The 19,693-nt window shown below is 29.1% G+C and carries 21 protein-coding genes; 12 read left to right on the top strand and 9 right to left on the bottom strand.

Annotated elements, in window-relative coordinates:
* Positions 1–3: 3 nt before the first annotated feature.
* The 6 genes from FDT66_RS14140 to FDT66_RS01365 all read left to right on the top strand — a co-directional run bounded on the left by FDT66_RS14140 (position 4) and on the right by FDT66_RS01365 (position 4,966).
* Positions 4–171: a CcoQ/FixQ family Cbb3-type cytochrome c oxidase assembly chaperone gene (locus tag FDT66_RS14140; protein ID WP_138534360.1), complete on the top strand. Its 168-nt coding sequence runs from the start codon at positions 4–6 to the stop codon at positions 169–171.
* Between the two features lie 12 nt (positions 172–183).
* On the top strand, positions 184–1,107 hold the full coding sequence (locus tag FDT66_RS01385; RefSeq protein ID WP_138534359.1) for a cbb3-type cytochrome c oxidase N-terminal domain-containing protein: 924 nt from the start codon (positions 184–186) through the stop codon (positions 1,105–1,107).
* A gap of 24 nt (positions 1,108–1,131) precedes the next feature.
* The gene (ccoG, locus tag FDT66_RS01380) at positions 1,132–2,553 is read left to right on the top strand and encodes a cytochrome c oxidase accessory protein CcoG (protein ID WP_138534358.1); all 1,422 of its coding nucleotides are present in this window, start codon (positions 1,132–1,134) and stop codon (positions 2,551–2,553) included.
* Between the two features lie 132 nt (positions 2,554–2,685).
* Positions 2,686–3,132 carry a FixH family protein gene (locus FDT66_RS01375; RefSeq protein WP_138534357.1) on the top strand — a complete coding sequence of 149 codons (447 nt, stop codon included), beginning with the start codon at positions 2,686–2,688 and terminating at the stop codon, positions 3,130–3,132.
* Positions 3,132–3,833 carry a sulfite exporter TauE/SafE family protein gene (locus FDT66_RS01370; protein ID WP_138534356.1) on the top strand — a complete coding sequence of 234 codons (702 nt, stop codon included), beginning with the start codon at positions 3,132–3,134 and terminating at the stop codon, positions 3,831–3,833. The genes FDT66_RS01375 and FDT66_RS01370 overlap by 1 nt, the downstream gene beginning before the upstream one ends.
* 149 nt (positions 3,834–3,982) lie before the next feature.
* Positions 3,983–4,966 (top strand): PorP/SprF family type IX secretion system membrane protein, encoded by a 984-nt coding sequence (locus FDT66_RS01365; protein WP_138534355.1) that lies wholly within the window; start codon positions 3,983–3,985, stop codon positions 4,964–4,966.
* Here the strand turns inward: FDT66_RS01365 and murI are convergent.
* The 8 genes from murI to FDT66_RS01325 form a co-directional block, all read right to left on the bottom strand.
* On the bottom strand, positions 4,963–5,757 hold the full coding sequence (gene murI / locus FDT66_RS01360) for a glutamate racemase (protein ID WP_138534354.1): 795 nt from the start codon (positions 5,755–5,757) through the stop codon (positions 4,963–4,965). The genes FDT66_RS01365 and murI overlap by 4 nt on opposite strands.
* A gap of 67 nt (positions 5,758–5,824) precedes the next feature.
* Positions 5,825–6,358: an OmpH family outer membrane protein gene (locus FDT66_RS01355; RefSeq protein ID WP_138534353.1), complete on the bottom strand. Its 534-nt coding sequence runs from the start codon at positions 6,356–6,358 to the stop codon at positions 5,825–5,827.
* A 13-nt stretch (positions 6,359–6,371) separates the two neighbouring features.
* The gene (locus tag FDT66_RS01350) at positions 6,372–7,169 is read right to left on the bottom strand and encodes an OmpH family outer membrane protein (protein ID WP_138534352.1); all 798 of its coding nucleotides are present in this window, start codon (positions 7,167–7,169) and stop codon (positions 6,372–6,374) included.
* A gap of 65 nt (positions 7,170–7,234) precedes the next feature.
* On the bottom strand, positions 7,235–9,760 hold the full coding sequence (bamA, locus tag FDT66_RS01345; RefSeq protein ID WP_138534351.1) for an outer membrane protein assembly factor BamA: 2,526 nt from the start codon (positions 9,758–9,760) through the stop codon (positions 7,235–7,237).
* Between the two features lie 7 nt (positions 9,761–9,767).
* The gene (locus FDT66_RS01340; protein WP_138534350.1) at positions 9,768–10,511 is read right to left on the bottom strand and encodes an isoprenyl transferase; all 744 of its coding nucleotides are present in this window, start codon (positions 10,509–10,511) and stop codon (positions 9,768–9,770) included.
* Positions 10,512–10,513: 2 nt separating this feature from the next.
* Positions 10,514–11,191, bottom strand: coding sequence for a type IX secretion system protein PorG (gene porG / locus FDT66_RS01335; protein ID WP_171032290.1), 678 nt, complete (start codon positions 11,189–11,191; stop codon positions 10,514–10,516).
* 106 nt (positions 11,192–11,297) lie between these two features.
* The gene (locus tag FDT66_RS01330; RefSeq protein WP_171032289.1) at positions 11,298–12,197 is read right to left on the bottom strand and encodes an NAD kinase; all 900 of its coding nucleotides are present in this window, start codon (positions 12,195–12,197) and stop codon (positions 11,298–11,300) included.
* A gap of 44 nt (positions 12,198–12,241) precedes the next feature.
* Entirely contained in the window at positions 12,242–12,901 is a 660-nt protein-coding gene (locus FDT66_RS01325; protein ID WP_138534348.1) for a CBS domain-containing protein, read from the bottom strand.
* A 60-nt stretch (positions 12,902–12,961) separates the two neighbouring features.
* Between FDT66_RS01325 and FDT66_RS01320 the strand changes: the two genes are divergently transcribed.
* The gene (locus FDT66_RS01320) at positions 12,962–13,675 is read left to right on the top strand and encodes a pyridoxine 5'-phosphate synthase (RefSeq protein ID WP_138534347.1); all 714 of its coding nucleotides are present in this window, start codon (positions 12,962–12,964) and stop codon (positions 13,673–13,675) included.
* Positions 13,676–13,723: 48 nt separating this feature from the next.
* A complete protein-coding gene (locus FDT66_RS01315) occupies positions 13,724–14,494 on the top strand; it encodes an alpha/beta fold hydrolase (RefSeq protein WP_138534346.1) in 771 nt (256 codons plus the stop codon).
* A gap of 13 nt (positions 14,495–14,507) precedes the next feature.
* Here the strand turns inward: FDT66_RS01315 and meaB are convergent, their stop codons facing one another.
* Positions 14,508–15,575: a methylmalonyl Co-A mutase-associated GTPase MeaB gene (meaB, locus tag FDT66_RS01310; RefSeq protein WP_138534345.1), complete on the bottom strand. Its 1,068-nt coding sequence runs from the start codon at positions 15,573–15,575 to the stop codon at positions 14,508–14,510.
* A gap of 91 nt (positions 15,576–15,666) precedes the next feature.
* Here meaB and FDT66_RS01305 point away from each other — a divergent pair, with 91 nt between their 5' ends.
* The 4 genes from FDT66_RS01305 (at position 15,667) to cysS (ending at position 19,693) form a co-directional block, all read left to right on the top strand.
* A complete protein-coding gene (locus FDT66_RS01305; protein WP_138534344.1) occupies positions 15,667–16,227 on the top strand; it encodes an RNA polymerase sigma factor in 561 nt (186 codons plus the stop codon).
* Positions 16,211–16,768, top strand: a complete 558-nt coding sequence (locus FDT66_RS01300) for a hypothetical protein (RefSeq protein ID WP_138534343.1) — start codon at positions 16,211–16,213, stop codon at positions 16,766–16,768. The genes FDT66_RS01305 and FDT66_RS01300 overlap by 17 nt, the downstream gene beginning before the upstream one ends.
* Positions 16,749–18,116, top strand: a complete 1,368-nt coding sequence (locus FDT66_RS01295; protein ID WP_138534342.1) for a hypothetical protein — start codon at positions 16,749–16,751, stop codon at positions 18,114–18,116. The genes FDT66_RS01300 and FDT66_RS01295 overlap by 20 nt, the downstream gene beginning before the upstream one ends.
* A gap of 98 nt (positions 18,117–18,214) precedes the next feature.
* Positions 18,215–19,693 carry a cysteine--tRNA ligase gene (gene cysS, locus FDT66_RS01290; protein ID WP_138534341.1) on the top strand — a complete coding sequence of 493 codons (1,479 nt, stop codon included), beginning with the start codon at positions 18,215–18,217 and terminating at the stop codon, positions 19,691–19,693.

Below are 19,693 nucleotides of genomic sequence, written 5' to 3'. Positions count from 1 at the left end.
ACTATGTTTAAGTTTATAAAAGGTCATTTAGAGAGTATTACAGGAATAGAAATTTACCCTATGATATCATTACTTATATTCTTCAGTTTTTTTGTGATTCTGTTTTGGTGGGTATTCACAGCAAAAAAAGATTATATTAATAAGGTTAGTAACATACCACTAGACCATTAAAAAAAAGTTAAAATGAAAAAATCTTTTCAATCTACAGTATATGTAATTTTTGTGATTGCTACATTTATAGCACTTGCAAAGTCGTTTATGGTGTACGAAAACCCATTTGATGTTTATGAAAATCCATTAGTTTGGTTAGCTTTAATAGCTTTTATTTTGGTAATTGTATTAAAAGAGTTTGTAAATACTTTAGCAATTAAAAAAGCAACAGATTTACAAAACGAAAAAGATGGTATTTTACCTGAAGAACCAAATCTTTGGATAAAAAAACTCTTGGTAAAATGGACAAGAGCTAAAGCAGTTGACCAAGAAGAAGACATTGTTTTAGATCACAATTATGACGGAATTAGAGAGTTGGACAATTCACTTCCACCTTGGTGGGTATATATGTTTTATGCAACCATTGTTTTTGCAGTCATTTATGTAGTAAGATATGAAGTTTTAGACGGCGATAATCAAATTGTAGAATACAACAAAGCTGTAGCAGAAGCAAGAAGAGAAGTTAATAAATACAAAGCAACAGCAACAGATTTAATTACTGCTGAAAATGTAACTCTTTTAACAGATGCAAAAGATTTAGCAAGAGGTAAAGCAGTATTTAATTTAAACTGTGCATCTTGTCATTTAGCAGATGGTGGAGGTCAAATAGGTCCAAATTTAACAGACGAATATTGGATTTTAGGAGGTGGTATTAAAAACGTTTTTAATACTGTTTACAGTGGAGGTAGAGATGGTAAAGGTATGATTGCATGGAACAAAACACTAAAACCAGCAGATATAGCAAAGGTTTCTAGTTATGTAATTTCTTTGCAAGGAACAACTCCTGCAAATGCGAAAGAACCTCAAGGAGAAAAATGGGTAGATCCAAATTCAGAAACTCCTAAGAAAACTGAAGAAGAAGTAGAGAAGGTTGAAGACACAACAAAAGCAGAGTAAAAATCTTTTTTTTAATAGTTGAAAATGGAAACACCTAAGAACGAACAATTTAGAGATAGTATTGCTACTGTAAATTCACAAGGAAAACGTTCTTGGGTATTTCCTAAAAAACCAAGTGGAAAATTTTATAAATATAGATCCTATGTAAGTTATTTTTTACTGGCTTTTTTACTATCAGCACCATTTATAAAAATTAACGGAAATCAGTTTTTACTTTTTAATGTTTTAGAAAGAAAGTTTAACATTTTTAGTTTTCCATTTTGGCCACAAGATTTTTATTTACTAGTCGTTTCAATGATTATTGGTGTAGTTTTTGTAATTCTTTTCACAGTAGTTTTTGGGCGTATTTTTTGTGGATGGATTTGTCCGCAAACCATTTTTTTAGAAATGGTTTTCAGAAAAATAGAATATTTAATTGAAGGTGATAGAGGAAAACAAATACGTTTAAGTAAGCAACCTTGGAACGCAGAAAAAATTCGAAAAAAACTTTTAAAATGGGTTGTTTTCTTTTTAATCTCTTTCATAATCGCAAACGTTTTTTTAGCTTATTTAATAGGTGGTGATACCGTTGTAAGTTACATTACAGGAAACCCTTTAGATAATATTAGCACCTTAATATCTTTAACAATTTTTACAGGTGTTTTCTATTTTGTTTTTGCATGGTTTAGAGAGCAGGTTTGCATCATTGCTTGTCCTTATGGTCGTTTACAAGGCGTTTTATTAGATAATAAAACCATAAACGTGGCTTACGATTACAAACGTGGTGAAAGAGAAAAAGGGAGGTCTAAATTCAAAAAAAATGAAAATAGAGAAGCACTTGGAAAAGGAGATTGTATAGATTGTAAACAATGTGTTGTAGTTTGTCCAACAGGTATAGATATTAGAAATGGTACACAATTAGAGTGTGTAAATTGTACAGCTTGTATAGATGAATGTGATCATATTATGGAAAGTGTAAACTTGCCAAAAGGATTAATTAGATATGCTAGCGAAGATAATATTGCAAAAAAGAAACCATTTCAGTTCACTGTAAGAATGAAAGGTTACTCAGCAGTATTATTTATTTTAACAGGAGTTTTAATTGGTATGTTGTTTTTAAGAAATGATGTAGAAGCAAATATTTTAAGATTACCAGGACAATTATATCAACAAAAAGAAAATAACATTATTAGCAACGTTTATACCTATAAAGTTATAAATAAAACCAGTAGTGACATTAAAGATGTTAGTTACAAATTATTATCTCATAAAGGAACAATTAAATTGGTGTCAAATCATAATTTCATAGTACCTAAGCAAGGGTTAGCAGAAGGAACTTTGTTTATAGAGCTAAATGCTTCAGCATTAAAAAGCGATAAAGATAAAATAGAGATAGGTGTGTATAGTGGAGATAAATTAATAGAAACCACTAGAACAAATTTTTTAGGTCCAAGAAGTTATAAGTAGTTGGGAGTTTGAAGTGTGAAGTTGGGAGTTGGGAGTATGAAGTTTGAAGAAAGAAGTTATTAATAAAATGTTGTTGATGTCATTTCGACGTTTGGAGAAATCTCAAAGACATAAATTACAAAAGTTTAAAATATGAAATTTAACTGGGGAACAGGTATTGTGGTTGCAATTGTGGCTTTTATCAGCTTTATTTTGTATTTCGTTATTACCATGAGTACAGATAAATCGTTTACACATGATTTGGTTACTGAAAAATATTATCAAAAAGAATTAAAGTTTCAAAATGAAATTGATGCACAAAAAAACGCATCTTCATTAAAAGAAAATATAAAAGTAACAAGAGTTAAAGAGGGTTTAAAAGTGGAGTTTCCAGAAACTTTTATTCCAAAAGATATTCAAGGAAAAGTGTTCCTGTATAGACCATCTAATAAACAGTTAGATTTTGAAATACCTATTTCAACTTCTAAAACATATTTGCTCGTGCCTGAGAAACGTTTAGTAGATGGTCGTTGGAACATGATAGTTTCTTGGAAATACAAAAATAAAGACTATTTATTTAAAAAAGAACTGATTTACTAATGTTTCTATCTGCAATAATTTTGGGCTTATTGGGCAGTTTCCACTGTGTGGGAATGTGTGGACCTATTGCATTTATGTTGCCAATAAATAGAAAAAACAAAACAAAAGGTTTCTTTCAGATTTTAAGTTATCATTTTGGTAGGTTGTTTACTTACAGTTTAATAGGTTTGTTATTTGGTTTTTTAGGAAAAAGCTTTTTTCTATTTGGTTTTCAGCAACAAATTTCTATCATCGCTGGTATTTTAATGATTTTATTTATTCTCTTTCCTAAAATATTTAAGCGAATTAATGTATCATCAAAAGTAGGTAAAATCATATTTAACGTAAAAAACGCATTAGGAAAGGAGTTGAAGAAAAAAGGAAATGATACTTTTTTTACGATTGGTTTTTTAAATGGGTTTTTACCTTGTGGTTTGGTTTATATGGCTTTGTTTGGAGCTTTGGCAACAACAAATCCATTGTCAGGAAGCTTATATATGTTTTTATTTGGTATAGGTACAATACCGTTAATGACAGCTGTTGTTTATTTAGGTAACTTTACTAAAGGAAATTTTAGAAAACACATTCAAAAAGCAATTCCTGTTATTGTAGTTTTTATAGGTGCACTATTTATTTTAAGAGGCTTAGGTTTAGGAATTCCTTACATTTCTCCTTCGCCATTATTGGATCTTGCTGGATCAAATACTACTATTTGTCATTAATTATTATTTTTCTATTTCTTTGATATTTATTTTTACTACAATAAAAAAGCAATTTTTTTGTTATACAACTATGTTAAATCTTTAATGTAAAAAGTATTTCTAACAATAAAAATAATATATTTGAATTCTTATAAAACAATCTAACTTTAATGAAGTTAATTTACATTAGATTTTGCCTTTTAAGCATTGTTTTTTTTACAATAAAAAATCAAGCTCAAGAAACTTTACCAATTTATACAGATTACTTGTCTGATAATGTTTTTTTAGTGCATCCATCTGCTGCAGGAATTGGTAATTCTAGTAAACTTCGTTTTACAGCAAGACAACAATGGGCAGGTGTACCAAATGCACCAGCTTTACAAACAGTTAGTTTTCATACAAAATTCGGTGAAGAGTCTAATGCTGGTTATGGATTGGTTTTATTTAACGATAAAAATGGTTTTCATTCTCAACAAGGTTTACAAGGAACTTATGCTTACCATTTACAAATGAGTGATGGACGCTTTTTTGAACAACTTTCTTTTGGTTTAGCATTTACTTTTGTTCAAAATCAATCAGATCAAAGAACGTTTACAGGCGATCCTGCTGTTGCTGCAATTGTAGAAAGCACAAGTTATTATAATGCCGACTTTAGTGTTGCTTATCATAGAGGTGGTTTAAGTACATATTTTACCGTTAAAAATTTATTGCTTACAGCCAAAAACAATTTAAATGTTCAAGAACCTTTAGATTTAAGAAACTATATTTTTTCAGCTGGATATTATTTCGGAGAAAATAACTTTGTTCAATTAGAGCCTTCTATAATGTTGCAGTTTAGAGAAGGTACAGGAGAAAGAATTGCTGATTTTAACTTAAAAGCATACAAAACTTTTTCTCAAACACAGATATGGGCAGCATTATCTTACAGAAGAAATTTTGATGCAAATGGAATAGATAATAGTTCTTATATTTCACCAATTATTGGTTTAAATTATAAAAACTTTATGTTTTCTTATACACATACAAAACAATTAAACGACATTGTTTTTTCTAATTCGGGCTTTCATCAAATAGGTTTGGGTATTAATTTATGGACTAGAGAACCAAGAGCAGCTGCGTGTCCAAACATAAACTCTATTTACGGAGGTTTTTAAAAATCTTTCTCAACTACTTTAACATTGTATTTTAAATCAGAAACAAGTTGTTCTAAAACTTCTTTTTCTTTATTAATGTATAAGGTATGATTTGCTTTTTGAGTGTTTTGTTGCAATAAATCAAACTTTGTTAAAATAGCTTTTGTTTGTCTAGCAACGGCTTCACCAGAATCTATAATATTTATTTTATGACCAACAATTTCTCTAATTTGAGGAATTAAATATGGATAATGTGTGCAGCCTAAAACCAAAGAATCAATATTTTTTTTAAGCAACGGTTTCAAATAAAATTCCAAAAGGGTTTTCATTTCGTTAGATTGAAGTTTACCTCCTTCAATTAATTCAACAAGGCCTTTTCCTATGATTTCTTCAATTTGAATGTTTGCTCTGTAGTTACTTGACGTTTTTTCAAATAAACTACTGTTTAATGTTCCTTTTGTTGCTAAAATACCTATCGTATTGGTTTTGGTTGTTAATGCTGCTGGTTTAATTGCTGGTTCTATACCTATAAAAGGTATTTTATAATTGGCTCTTAAAAAATCAATAGCATTTGTGGTTGCAGTATTGCAAGCAACTACAATTAACTTACAGTTTTTATTTAATAAAAAATTAGTGTTTTTGATACACAATTCTAAAATTTTAGCTTTTGATTTTTCACCATAAGGTGCATTTTTACTATCGGAAAGATATATGGTATCTTCATTTGGAAGTAAAGAAATTACCTCTTTCCAAATAGAAGTTCCACCAACTCCAGAGTCAAAAAAACCAATAGGATATTTATTAAAAGCCATTCTTGTAAAAATAAAAAAAACCTACTTAAAAATAAGTAGGTTTTTTTAAAATAAATAGTTTATATTTTTATTTTTTTTGCTCTGTTGGCTTTGGTCTATCTTTTAATAAACCTAATTTTGCCTTAACAGCTTCATATAAATCTTCACCCTTTTTTACAATTAAAGAGTTTTCTTCAAAAACATATAAAATACCTTTAGCATCTGCAACCTCTTGAATTGCTTTTTCTGCTTTTTCTACAATTGGCTTAAGACCTTCTGCTTGTTTCGTTTGCATATCTTGTGCAGCAGTTTGTCTTGCTTGTTCATATCTAGCATTGTCTAACTGAACTTCTTCAGCTCTTTTTTTGTTAGTTTCTGGAGTTTGAGTTGCTTGTTCAGCAGAATACTTTTGATATTTTGCCTCCATTTTTTTTCTCAACCCTTCTATATCGCTTTGGTGTGATTTACCCACTTTTTCTAAAGTAACAAACAATGCTCTTGTTTCTGGCATGTTATCAATTACTCTTTGATAATTTATATGACCTATTTTTTGAGCATTTGCAATACCAGCTACCCCCAAAGTAAATACAGCAATTAATAGTAATGTTTTAAAATTTTTCATTCTTGTTTTTAATTTAATTATTATTCTCGTCTTTTTTTTCTTGTTCTTTCTTTTGATCTTCTTTCTTTTTTCTTAGCGCTTCTTTCTTCTTACGTAAAAGCTCTCTTTTTTCTTCTCTTTTTCTAATCAATTCTTTTCTTCTTTCTTCTAAAGCTTTCTTTTTTGCTTCTCTGTCAGAAAGTTGTTTTTCAACAGCTGCTTCTTTTTTTGCTAATGCTTGTTTTTGTTGTGGCGTTAGCTCTTTTGTTGCGTTCTTTTTTTCTTCTCTTTTCGCATTTTTATTGTCTATTAACCTTGTTCTGTCAATGGTCGCTAAAACGAGGTCGCTAATATCGTATTTTTTATTTGAATATAGCATTACTAATTCGCTTGATTTATCAAAAACGAAATCGTATTTTTTTCTTGCAGCTATACCTTGTATGGCATTATAAACTTGATCTTGAATTGGCTTAACTAATTGCTTTCTTAATAAAAACATATCACCATTAGGGCCAAAATATAAAGATTCTAACCTTCTAAGCTCATCTTGTTTTAAAGCAATCTCTTCTTCTTTCTCTTCAATTAAATCTTTTGTTAAAATTGCTTTTTCATTTGCCAAATCACTTTTTAAAACTTCGATAAAACGAGCTTCTTTGTCTAAGGTTTTTCGCCATTTTACAACTTTTTCATCTAAAGTATTTTGTGCTTCTAAATATTCTGGAACATTTTCTAGAATGTATTCCATATCTATATAAGCAATAATTTGATTTCTCTGCGACCAAGAAATACTTACAGTAAGTAAAAGAACGATTGATAAAAATATTTTTCTCATTTGTATAAAGTGTTTAGAAAAAACCGTGCCAAAAAAACTTTTGACATTACAAATGTACAGTTTTCCTAGAATTGTCTTCCGATAATAAAATGTGTTTGCCAGCCAGATTTTTCATTCTGCCCAGGTAATGGATCAAATCCATGTGCAAAATCAATACCTAATAAACCAAATGCAGGCATAAATATTCGAATACCTAAACCGGCTGAACGTTTTACTTGAAACGGATTAAATTCTTGAAAATTGTCATAAGAGTTACCAGCTTCTAAAAAACCTAAAGTATAAATAGATGCAGATGGAGAATCTGTGATTGAATATCTTAGTTCTAACTGAAATTTATTATAAATTGTACCACCTTCAATGGAAGATAGCCTGTTATTTTCATATCCTCTTAAACCAATAGTTTCTCTACCATCTAATTGAAATTGTGCAATACCATCACCACCAACAAAGTAACGTTCAAAAGGGTTTTGACCTAATTCGGAATTATAAAAACCTAAATACCCCATTTCTGCATTTGACATTAAAACTAATTTGTCTGTAAAAGAGGTATACCATTTACCTTTTGCGTTAAATTTATAGTACTCTAACCATTTATACTTTTCTGCAGGATCTAAGGTAGAATAATCTTTATTGTTTAGCAAAGAGTATGGTAATGTTGCTTTTACTCCTACAGAAAATTCTGATCCGTAAGTTGGAAAAATTAAACTTGGTCCAGCAGAATTTCTAGAAATATTTGCACTGTATGATAAATTGTTTAAAGATCCATTATTAAGTACGTCTGAACCTACTCTAAATCCATAATTTTTTAAATTAAAACTTTGATATGAAATGGTTTGTGATAATTGAAAATAATCATCAGGCCATTTTAAACGTTCACCTAAACCAATAGAGGCTCCTACAATACCTAATTTTTGATTTCTATCTACATTTCCAGTTTGGAAATCAAACTGAAATTGATTTGATGAATAAACTGAAAAAGATAAAGATTTTGGTTTTCTACCACCTAACCATGGTTCTGTAAAAGAGAAACTATAGGTGTTAAAAGTTCTACTAGATTGTAGTCTTAAAGATAATTTTTGACCATCTCCCATTGGTAATGGTTTGTATGCTTCTTTATTAAATATGTTTCTAATAGAAAAGTTGTTGAAAGATAAACCTAGTGTTCCAATGAAAGAACCACCACCATAACCACCTTGTAATTCAATTTGGCTACCACCTTTTTCTACAACGTTAAAATTAATATCGGTTGTTTTATTTTGATAATCTGGAACTACATCTGGAACCACGTTTTGATCAAAGAAACCTAATTGACCAATTTCTCTAATAGATCTAATAATTTCTCTTCTACTAAATAAATCTCCTGGTTTTACACGTAATTCTCTAAAAATTACGTGATCATTTGTTTTATCGTTACCAGAAACAGTTACTTTTTTAATACGAGCTTTTTCGTCTTCTCTAATTCTAATTTCAACTGTAATTGAGTCGTTTTCTACTTTTGTTTCAACCGCATTTACTTGAGAGAATAGAAAACCATTGTTTTGATATTCTGAAGCAATATCGAAAGATGTAGGTGTTCCATCACCTTTTACACGTTCTTTTAAAACAGCTCCATTATATACATCTCCTTTATCAATTCTTAAAATTTGCTGTAATTGTTCATCTGTATATTCTTTATTACCAACAAATAGTATTTCTGCGAATCGATATTGTTTTCCTTCTTCTAACTGAATGTTAATGTTTATGGTATTATCTTCATTCCAAGAAATACCTTCACTTAAAATACGAGCATCTCTATAACCTAATCTGCTATATTTATCTAAAATACTCTCTAAATCTTCTTGATAATCTTCTTCAATATATTTTGATGTTTTCCAAAAACGTCCAAAAAATTTCTCTTTGGTGTTTTTCATTGCTTTTCTAAGCTTTCTTCCAGAAAGGGCTTTGTTTCCGGTAAAAATAATGTCTTTAATTTTTATTCTTTTTCCTTTGTCAATAAAAACAGACATGTTTACAATGTTTACGTCTGCAGTATCTTTTTTTACGTCTAAAGAAACTTTGGTTTTTAAAAAACCTTTATCGGTATATTTTTTTGTAAAGTAGTTTCTTGTGGTAACAATTAAGTTATCTGTTACTTGTTTTCCTAATGTTAACTCTGCTTCTTTAATAAGTTCTTTTGCTTTCGATTTTTTTACACCAGTAATTTTTACTTGATTTAATTGTGGAAGTTCTTTAACATCGAATTGTAAATAAACAGTTTCACCATCTATTTTAGCTAAGTATACATCAACATCACTAAACTGTTTACTTTCATACAGTTTCTTAATGGCGCTTGTTAGTTTATCTCCTGGAAGTTTTATGGGTTGCCCATATCTTAAACCTGTAAACACTCTTACAGTTTCTTCACTAAATTTTTGAAGACCTGTTACAGATATACCACCTAAAATGTATTCTTTTCCAGTTTCGAATGCTATTTCCTTTTTAGTAATAGTATCTTTCTGTGTAACTAATAGACTGTCTTTTTTGACTTGTGCATTAGTGTTGTAAGTGAAAATTAGTGCTAAAAACACTATTGTGGCAGAAAATAATTTCATAAAAAATTTATTCTGTAATTTGTTCGCTTGTTTTTCCAAATCTTCGTTCTCTATTCTGATAATCTATAATGGCATCGTAAAAATGCTCTTGTCTAAAATCTGGCCAAAGTATATCAGTAAAGTATAATTCGGCGTAGGCCATTTGCCATAATAAGAAATTACTAATACGTTGTTCACCACTTGTGCGTATCATTAAATCTACCTCCGGCAAATTAAACGTATATAAATGGTTATTAATAGTATTTTCGTCAATTTCTTCAATTAAAAGTTCTTTATTAACAACTTTTTTAGATATGTTTTTGATAGTATTAACAATTTCTTCTCTTGAACCATAGCTCAATGCAAAGGTTAATACAATTTTGGTGTTATTTTGGGTTTCAAAAATAACATCTTTTAAAACTTTTTGTGCTTTTTTTGGAAGTGTTTCTATGTTTCCAATGGCGTTAACTTTTACACCATTTTCTTGAAAACCTGGTAACTCTTTTTTTAAAGAATTGATGAGTAAACTCATTAAAGCGTCTACTTCTAACTTTGGGCGTTTCCAGTTTTCTGTAGAAAATGCATATAAAGTTATTGCATTTACACCAATTTGAGATGCTGCTTCTACAGATTCTCTTACAGCTGTTAAGGCATTTTTGTGACCAAAAATTCTATTCATTCCTTGCCCTTTTGCCCAACGTCCATTTCCATCCATAATAATGGCAACGTGTTTTGGAACTTTCTGTAAGTTAATGCGTAGTTTTTTATCCATAGTTATAAACCTTGTGTGTAACAGGCTGGTCTTCCAAACGTGTATATTAAAGAAAAACCTGTAAACATGTACCAGTCGTTTCCTGTTCCTTCAAAATCTAATGAAGGTATTCTAGATGTAGAATAATCTAAGTCGTCTTCAAAAGTATATCTAATTTTTGTTTCTACAGAAAATGCTAATGTACCATATAATTTAGACTTAAAGCCAACTCCAAACGGAATTGCATAAGATGTTTTATTTGAATAAATATATTGTCTTGGTTGGGGTTCAGATTCGGGTGTTTTGTAGTTAAAAGCAGCTAGCTCTAATAAGATGTATGGTGTCCAGGTTTTATCTTCTGATGACATGTCAAATTCGTAAAAATTGTACTCCATACCAACTGCCAATTCGTGAATTGTATTTTTAAAACTCAAACCTCTATTTTGTTTAAAATCGGTATCTGCATTTTTGTCATTTCCTTCAATTGGTAAATAACTGTATGTGCCTCGTAAAGCTATTCTTGGATTCCAGTTGTATTTAAAAAATAAAGCGCCTGCTGGTTTGTTTGGGTAGATGTAATTAGTTCTACCAATATCGCCAACATAATTTGTACCTCCTAAGCTGAGTCCAATTTCATACACTTGCCCCAATAATATTGGAGAAAAGCTAATAAATATGATAAATAATATACGGTTTTTCATTCTAAAAAATAGCGTGCAAATATAGGAAATTCAATTTGCTTTGTAAAGTTAATATTTAGTCTTTTTTGAATAACAACTATTTTATAAATTTATTGTAGTAAAACCGTTAAAGATTGGTTTCATTTCTAGTGTCTTCTCCCCACAAAAGTTTGCTGCGTAAGGTTTGTAAAAAAGATTGATTTTTAGGAATTATGCTTTGTATGGTAAATGCTGCTTTTTCTATGAAAACTTTGGTGTTTTCTGGTACAGAAGTAATTCTGGAATCTAAAGAAATTAAAAATTCTTTTTCTCTTGAGTCTACTTCTAATTGTATGGAAGTTTCATCGGAAATAACCATAGGTCTTGCATTTAAATTGTGAGGTGCAATAGGTGTGATTATTAGGTTTTTAGAATCTGGAGAAATTACAGGGCCATTGCAGCTTAAAGAATATCCTGTAGAACCAGTAGGTGTAGCTATTATTAAACCATCTGCCCAATAATTAGTTAAATATTCATTATTTAAATTTGTGGTAACACCAATCATAGAAGTAGTGTTTTTTCTAGCAATTGTTACTTCGTTTAAAGCAAAATTTAGTTCAGCAAATTCTTTAGTTTTAGGTGATGTTTTTACGGTTAAAAGAGTTCGTTCTTGTAAAGAATATTCGCCATTTATAATAAGTTCAACATTTTCTTTGATACTTTTTTTATTAATAGTCGCTAAAAAGCCTAACCTACCAGTATTTATGCCTAAAATAGGAATGCCTAAATTTCTAATATAGGTTACTGCTCTTAAAATGGTTCCATCACCCCCTAAAGTAAACATCGTTTCAAAAGAAGTATCTAAATCTGAAAAATGAGAAAAAGTTGGATATTTTTTATTTAAGATGTTTCCATCGATTAATAAGTCGTAAAACTTTTTTTCAATAAAACAAACAACATTATTTTCTTCTAAGACATTCAATAAAATTTGAATTTCTTTTTCTGCTGAAATTGAATATGACTGTCCGTAAACTGCTACTTTTTTCAAACTTTTTGTTTTTTTTCTAATGTAAAATTAATTATTTGTAGAAATTACATTTCTAAATATTTCTGAAGATAATCTGATCTGTTTTTTAAATCTTCTAAATAAATATCATTCTCATGAGTAGAAATTATTTTGTAATCATATCTCCTAAAAGTATGCATTACTTCATTAATATCTTCTGTAATTATTTTTAGAGTTACTTGTATAAAATGGTCTTTTCTTTCAGAAATATAAATTCCTAATAGTTTTCCTCCATTCGATTCAACTATTTGAGCAACTTCACTCATAGAATAATCATTTTCAATTTTTTCTATGATAAGTGTTTCGCTATCTTCAATCATAAACGGACTTGTAGAAAAAACATCCAAAACGTCACACAAATCGTAATAACCAATATATTCTTTCTCTTTGTTTAAAACAGGAATAATATTGGTATCATTATCTGCAAAAATTTTTAAAAGCTCTAAAACAGTGGCTTTTTCATCGGCAAAAAAAGAATTTAGTAAATGATTAAAAGAAACTAATTCTACTTTTTTATTTTCAATAGTGTGTATATCATCTTCTGCAAAAGAGCCTAATAGTTTGTTGTCTTCTATTACAGGAAAATGAGTAATTGGAAAATTATCAAACAAATTTTTTGCTTCTTTTACAGTGTTTTTTAAGCTAAGTGCTTTTATCTCATTTAATATGTAATCGTTTATGTTCATTCGTTACGAATATAGGATAAAATGATTAAATCTGTTATCTTTGCAGTCTAATTTTAGACAATGACAAAGTTAAGTGTAAATATTAACAAAATTGCAACTTTAAGAAATTCTCGTGGAGGAAATGTGCCCAATTTACTAAAAGTTGCTGCAGATATAGAGAGTTTTGGTGCAGAAGGTATTACCATTCATCCAAGACCAGATGAAAGGCACATTCGTTATCAAGATGCTAGAGATTTGGTTTCAGTAGTTAAAACGGAATATAATATTGAAGGAAACCCTATTAAATCTTTTATAGATTTGGTTTTGGAAACCAAACCAACACAAGTTACTTTGGTGCCAGATGCTGTAGATGCAATTACCTCTAATGCAGGTTGGAATACCATTGAACATCAATCTTTTTTAAAAGAAGTAATTCAAGAATTTCAGCAAAACAATATTAGAACATCAATTTTTATTGATACTGATTTAAAGTTAATTGAAGCAGCTGCAAAAACAGGCACTGATAGAATTGAATTATATACTGAAGAATTTGCAACACAATTTGATTTAGGAAATAAAAAAGCTGTAAAACCTTATACAGAAGCTGCAATTTTAGCAAATAAATTAGGCTTAGGTATCAATGCAGGTCACGATTTGAGTTTAGATAATATAAAGTTTTTCAAAGAAAACATTCCGAATTTGGCAGAAGTATCTATAGGGCATGCATTAATAGCTGAAAGTTTATATTTAGGATTAGAAAACGTTGTAAACATGTATTTACATCGTTTAAAATAGAGAAATAATTTTATTTCAACCTCAAAACTTCTTAATTTAAAAGTTAAAATGTCTCATAAAATTTTACATTCTAATATTATTGGAGCAGGAAAACCATTATTGATTTTACACGGTTATTTCGGAATGAGTGATAATTGGAAAACCTTAGGAAATCAATTTTCAGAAGATTTTCAAGTGCATTTAATTGATCAAAGAAATCATGGAAGAAGTTTTCATGCAGATACTTTTAACTACGAAGTTTTAGTAGAAGATTTACATAATTATATACAATACTATCAATTAAATGAAGTGTACTTAATGGGACATTCTATGGGTGGAAAAACAGCAATGTTGTTTGCAGTTACTTATCCAGAATTAGTAGATAAATTAATTGTTGTAGATATTTCTCCAAGACAATATGCGCCACACCATAATGCAATTTTGGCAGGTTTAAATGCAGTTGATTTTTCTGTAGATAATACCAGAAGTTTGGTAGATAAAAAATTAGCAGAACTTATACCCGAATTAGGTGTGCGCCAGTTTTTATTAAAAAATGTTTATTGGAAAGAAAAAGGAAAATTAGATTACCGATTTAACTTACAATCTTTAACAGATAACAATATTGAAGTTGGTGAAGCATTGCCATCTTTTACCACTTACGAAAAAGAAACCTTATTTTTAAAAGGTGAAAAATCAGATTACATTACAGAACAGGAAATACCATTAATTGAAGCACATTTTCCTAATTACAAAATTTCAGAAATTAAAAAAGCAGGTCATTGGGCACATGCTGAAAACCCAAAACAGTTTTACAAAGAAGTTTGTGATTTTTTAAAATAATTAAACTTTAAAACTATAGGTTCAATAGTTTTTTGGCAGCATTAAAAGGGGTTGTTTTAGCGTTTTCTAAATTCTCGATTTCTTTTACTAAAGCAATTTTAATTTTTTCATTTTGATAAAAATTAGCTTTTAATTGTTGATCTATAGTAGATAATAGCCAATATTTATTCTGCTCATTTCTTTTTTTATAAAAGTAATTATTCTCTTTTGTCAGAGTAATATAATCAATAATCATGTGGTCTATTTGCTCAATCCCGAAGTTATGAAGTGCACTTGCAGTTAGTACTTTTGGTTGCCACTTGCTTTCTTTTAAAGGGTATAAATGCAATGCTCTGTTAAATTCTACTTTTGCAATTTTTGCATTTTTTTCATTTTCACCATCAGCTTTATTAATTACAATGGCATCTGCCATTTCAATAATTCCACGTTTAATACCTTGCAATTCATCTCCAGCTCCAGCTAATTTTAGCAATAAAAAGAAATCTACCATAGAGTGAACAACAGTTTCAGACTGTCCAACACCAACAGTTTCAATAATAATTGTATCAAAACCAGCAGCTTCACAAAGTATAATACTTTCTCGTGTTTTTTGAGCAACACCACCTAAAGAAGTTCCAGAAGGCGAAGGTCTAATAAATGCATTTTTATCGGTAACTAATTGTTCCATTCTAGTTTTATCACCTAAAATAGAACCTTTATTTACAGAACTACTTGGGTCTACAGCTAAAACAGCTACTTTTTTTCCTTTTGAAGTTAAGTGCTTTCCAAAAGCTTCAATAAATGTACTTTTTCCAACACCAGGAACCCCTGTAATACCTATTCTTACAGATTTGTTTGCATAAGGCAAACACTGCTCTAATATTTCGTTGGCTTTTTGCTGGTGTTTTGCATTTGTACTTTCTACCAACGTAATTGCTTTGCTTAAAAAAGTAATGTTTCCTTCTAAAATTTTTGTAACAAATTCTTGAACGGAATTTTGTTTACCTCTATTTAGTTTTATTTTTTCTGCGCTTAATTTACTAGTAGTTTCTGGTTGAGAAACTCCTTTGTTTTCTTGTAATGCAGATTTTTTTTTGCTCATTATAAAAAGTAATTCTGTAAATTTAGAAATAAATATTTACTAAAATGCAACACAGCCCAAAATGTATCGTCTTTAAGGTAAGAAAGTTTTAATGAAACCAACCAAACAAATACATCAACCTATTATTGATTTATGCAAAAACAATTGTGCAAAATCACAAATGCAGCTATATAACTTATACTGTAAAGGAATGATTTTAGTTGCAAACAGATTTGTAAAAGATCGTTTTTTGGCTGAAGATGTAATGCAAGATGCTTTTATAAAAGCATTTAAAAATATAAAAAACTATAAAAATGAAGTTGCTTTTGGAGCATGGTTAAAAAGAATAGTAATCAATCAAAGTATCGATTATTTAAAGAAAAATAAATTAGAGTTGGTTTCTATTAACGAAGAAGTTTATAAAAAAGAAGATGAAGAGAATGACTGGAATGTAAGTTCTGAGATTTCTATAGATGTAATTGTAGAAAAAATAAACAGTTTAAAAGAAAAATACAGATTGGTTTTAACACTTTATTTGTTAGAAGGGTATGATCATCAAGAAATATCTAAAATTTTAAATATTACAGAAAATACTTCTAGAACGCATTTGCTAAGAGGAAAAAAAATATTGAAAGAACAATTAAAAAATATGAGTTATGCAGAAAGATATTAGAGAAGAATTAAAAGATTATAAAGAGCCGAATGTAGAGTTATCTGCAAATCATCAAAACAAATTCGAAAAATTATTGATGGCAGAATTGCATCAGCAACAACCAAAAAAGAAAAGTTTTAAATGGCTGTCCATTGCAGCATCCATTGTTTTACTAATTAGTTTAGGAATTAAATTTTACCCAAAAGAAAACCCGAAACTAGTAGAAAAACCTGCAAAAGATATCAGCTTAGGAAGCATTTCGCCAGAATTTGAAACCATTGAAAAGTATTATAAAAATAGTATCAATTTAGAAATTAGTCAGTTAGAGTTAACAGAAGATAATAAAGAAATTATAGATGGCTATTTATCAAAAATTAGAGAATTAACAAAAGAGTACAAATCGTTAACCAAAGAGCTCAGTACAAAAGGAGTTAACGATTCTACAATAGAAGCACTAATTAGTAATTTACAATTGCGCTTACAGCTGTTACAACGTTTGAAAAAACAATTAAAAGAACTTAAAAATTTAAACAAAACACAAAATGAAACACAAATCATATAAACCAATTTTAACACTTTTAGCCATTTGCTTTCTAGGAACAGCATTTGCGCAAAAGTTTGATAAAAAATTTACTGAAAATTTCAAAGTAAATAAAGATGTAAAAGTTGCTATAAATGCCACAAATACAGATATTAATGTAACTACTTGGAACAAAAATGAAGTTCAAGTAAATGCATTTATAGAAATCGAAGGAATTTCAAAAGAAGAAGCAGAAAAGTATTTTAAAAACTGGAATTTTGAAGCCTTAGGAAATAGTAAAAAAGTGAAAATTACCTCGAAAGGAACCAACTCTTTTGCACTAAAAGACGATTTTGTTATTTTTAATAATATGGATTTTGATATCGAAATTCCAGAGATTAACATGCCAGATATCGATGCAATTGTAATTCCTAATATGGATTTCGATTTTGATTATGATTTTGATTTCGACATTGATTTTGATTCAATGAAAGAAATAGAAGAAAACATGAAAAGAAATGGAAGATATCACTTTGAATATCATAATGATGATGAACACATTATTATCAAGTCAAAAGAAGAATGGGAGAAATTTAAGAAAAGTGATAAATACGAAGAGCTGAAAAAATCATTTGAAAAAATGAAAAAAGATATTTCTGTTATTGATAAGAAAAAAATAAAATTGTCTTTAGAAAAGGCAAAACTTGAAATGAAAAACATCAATAAAGAAGAAATTAAATTAGGGTTAGAAAAGGCAAGAGAGGCATTAAAAAACATGAAATTCAGTTTTAATTCCAATAATATTAATAATAATGATATAACTATTAATGGAAAAAAAGTAAAAATTAAAAAACGATTGGAAATTAAAGCACCAAAAAATGCAACTTTCGATTTAAATACAAGACACTGTAAAGTAAAATTACCAAATACAGTAGCTTCTGGAAATGTAAAATACGGTGCTTTTAATGCAAACGATTTAATAGGAGGTAAGTTAACAATAGATTATTCTCCAGTAAACATAAACAGTCTAAACGCTTGTACTTTATTTTTAAACAATGTAACTGATGCTAAAATAGCATCAGTTACCAATACAACTTTAAATAATAATTCTTCGGAAGTAGAAATTATTAAAGTAAACAATGATGTAAATTTTTCAGATAAATTCGGTAAAATTACTGTTGGAAGTTTCAATCCTAATTTTGGAGAATTCATTTTAAATTTAAGTAATTCTGAAGCAATTCTTAATTTCGGAGAGGTGCATTCAAAATTCAAATACCAAGTAAACAAAGTAAAATTAAACAACGAACGTTTAAAAAAATTTAAAAACGATGTCAAAACAACTAATTTGCTGAAAGTTAACGGTGAATATAGTAGTATAGTTATCAAGTAAAATGCTTGGTCATTTTAAAAAAAACTTCACTTAAATTCCATTTCTCTATTCTCTATAAAGTGCCTATCTTTATCCACTGTAAATAGTCACTTTTTTTAATGGAACGCTACAAAGAAAATCAATTAAAAGTATACAATTCTCTTACCAAACAAAAAGAGGAATTTAAACCTATAACAGACGGATATGTTGGCATGTACGTTTGTGGTCCAACTGTATATAGCAACGCGCATTTAGGTAATGTAAGAACCTTTATGTTTTTTGATGTTGTGTATAGATATTTGTTACACTTAGGTTATAAAGTACGTTATGTGCGTAATATTACAGATGCTGGTCATCTAGAAAATGATGCAGATGAAGGTGAAGACAGAATCGCAAAAAAAGCACGTTTAGAAGAAATTGAACCTATGGAAGTTGTACAACGTTACACTGTCGATTTTCATAACGTTTTAAAAAATTACAACTTTTTACCACCAAGTATAGAGCCTACAGCAACAGGTCATATTGTGGAACAAATAGAAATGATTAAAGAAATCATTGAAAAAGGTTTGGCATATGAAGTAAATGGTTCTGTATATTTTGATGTATTAGAGTACAACAAATCAAACCATTATGGAATTCTTTCTGGAAGAAAAGTAGAAGATTTAATTCATAATACCAGAGCTTTAGATGGGCAATCAGATAAGAAAAATCCGCAAGATTTTGCACTTTGGAAAAAAGCCGAAGAACGTCACATTATGCGTTGGCCTTCACCTTGGAGCGATGGTTTTCCTGGTTGGCATTTAGAATGTTCTGTAATGAGTACAAAATATTTAGGCGAAAGTTTCGATATTCATGGAGGAGGAATGGATTTAAAATTTCCTCATCACGAATGTGAAATTGCACAATCGCAAACTTGCTCTGGTGTAAAACCAGTAAATTATTGGATGCATACAAATATGTTGTTGTTAAATAGCCAAAAAATGGCAAAATCTACAGGCAATTTTATTTTACCGAACGAAATTTTATCAGGAGAAAACGATATTTTACCAAAAGCATTTTCAGCATCTGTAGTTAGGTTTTTTAACATGCAAGCCAATTACAGAAGCATTTTAGACTTTTCTGGAGAGGCTTTAGAAGCATCAGAAAAAGGACATGCCAAATTAATGGAAGCAGTTAATTTTTTAGAAAAGATTGAAGCTGGTAAAACATCAACATTTGACGTTCAAAATTGGAAAACTGCTTGTTATGCAGCCATGAATGACGATTTTAATACACCAATTTTAATTTCTCATTTGTTTGAAGCCGTAAAATTAATCAATCAAATTAAAGAGAAAAACGCAAGTTTAACTGTAGAAGATTTGTCGGAATTTAAAACAATAATCCACAGTTTTGTTTTTGATGTTTTAGGTTTAATGAATGAAAATTCACAAGACAATTCAGAAAAAATAAATGGCGTTGTAGAATTGCTAATTAAATTAAGAAAAGAAGCAAGAGAAAACAAAGATTGGGCATTATCAGACCAAATTAGAGACGAGTTAATTGAGTTAGGAATTCAATTAAAAGATGGTAAAGAAGGAACTACTTTTTCAATAAATTAA

The organism is Polaribacter aestuariivivens (genome assembly GCF_005885675.1).
Lineage (GTDB): Bacteria > Bacteroidota > Bacteroidia > Flavobacteriales > Flavobacteriaceae > Polaribacter > Polaribacter aestuariivivens.
The sequence above is the reverse complement of the archived record's forward strand: the minus strand, read 5'-3'. Positions and strand labels throughout refer to the sequence as shown.

What these genes read in the sequence shown, in the direction of transcription:
- FDT66_RS14140 (WP_138534360.1), top strand. Translation starts at nt 4, where the DNA reads ATGTTTAAGTTTATAAAAGGTCATTTAGAGAGTATTACAGGAATAGAA.
- FDT66_RS01385 (WP_138534359.1), top strand. Translation starts at nt 184, where the DNA reads ATGAAAAAATCTTTTCAATCTACAGTATATGTAATTTTTGTGATTGCT.
- ccoG (WP_138534358.1), top strand. Translation starts at nt 1,132, where the DNA reads ATGGAAACACCTAAGAACGAACAATTTAGAGATAGTATTGCTACTGTA.
- FDT66_RS01375 (WP_138534357.1), top strand. Translation starts at nt 2,686, where the DNA reads ATGAAATTTAACTGGGGAACAGGTATTGTGGTTGCAATTGTGGCTTTT.
- FDT66_RS01370 (WP_138534356.1), top strand. Translation starts at nt 3,132, where the DNA reads ATGTTTCTATCTGCAATAATTTTGGGCTTATTGGGCAGTTTCCACTGT.
- FDT66_RS01365 (WP_138534355.1), top strand. Translation starts at nt 3,983, where the DNA reads ATGAAGTTAATTTACATTAGATTTTGCCTTTTAAGCATTGTTTTTTTT.
- murI (WP_138534354.1), bottom strand. Translation starts at nt 5,757, where the DNA reads ATGGCTTTTAATAAATATCCTATTGGTTTTTTTGACTCTGGAGTTGGT.
- FDT66_RS01355 (WP_138534353.1), bottom strand. Translation starts at nt 6,358, where the DNA reads ATGAAAAATTTTAAAACATTACTATTAATTGCTGTATTTACTTTGGGG.
- FDT66_RS01350 (WP_138534352.1), bottom strand. Translation starts at nt 7,169, where the DNA reads ATGAGAAAAATATTTTTATCAATCGTTCTTTTACTTACTGTAAGTATT.
- bamA (WP_138534351.1), bottom strand. Translation starts at nt 9,760, where the DNA reads ATGAAATTATTTTCTGCCACAATAGTGTTTTTAGCACTAATTTTCACT.
- FDT66_RS01340 (WP_138534350.1), bottom strand. Translation starts at nt 10,511, where the DNA reads ATGGATAAAAAACTACGCATTAACTTACAGAAAGTTCCAAAACACGTT.
- porG (WP_171032290.1), bottom strand. Translation starts at nt 11,191, where the DNA reads ATGAAAAACCGTATATTATTTATCATATTTATTAGCTTTTCTCCAATA.
- FDT66_RS01325 (WP_138534348.1), bottom strand. Translation starts at nt 12,901, where the DNA reads ATGAACATAAACGATTACATATTAAATGAGATAAAAGCACTTAGCTTA.
- FDT66_RS01320 (WP_138534347.1), top strand. Translation starts at nt 12,962, where the DNA reads ATGACAAAGTTAAGTGTAAATATTAACAAAATTGCAACTTTAAGAAAT.
- FDT66_RS01315 (WP_138534346.1), top strand. Translation starts at nt 13,724, where the DNA reads ATGTCTCATAAAATTTTACATTCTAATATTATTGGAGCAGGAAAACCA.
- meaB (WP_138534345.1), bottom strand. Translation starts at nt 15,575, where the DNA reads ATGAGCAAAAAAAAATCTGCATTACAAGAAAACAAAGGAGTTTCTCAA.
- FDT66_RS01305 (WP_138534344.1), top strand. Translation starts at nt 15,667, where the DNA reads ATGAAACCAACCAAACAAATACATCAACCTATTATTGATTTATGCAAA.
- FDT66_RS01300 (WP_138534343.1), top strand. Translation starts at nt 16,211, where the DNA reads ATGCAGAAAGATATTAGAGAAGAATTAAAAGATTATAAAGAGCCGAAT.
- FDT66_RS01295 (WP_138534342.1), top strand. Translation starts at nt 16,749, where the DNA reads ATGAAACACAAATCATATAAACCAATTTTAACACTTTTAGCCATTTGC.
- cysS (WP_138534341.1), top strand. Translation starts at nt 18,215, where the DNA reads ATGGAACGCTACAAAGAAAATCAATTAAAAGTATACAATTCTCTTACC.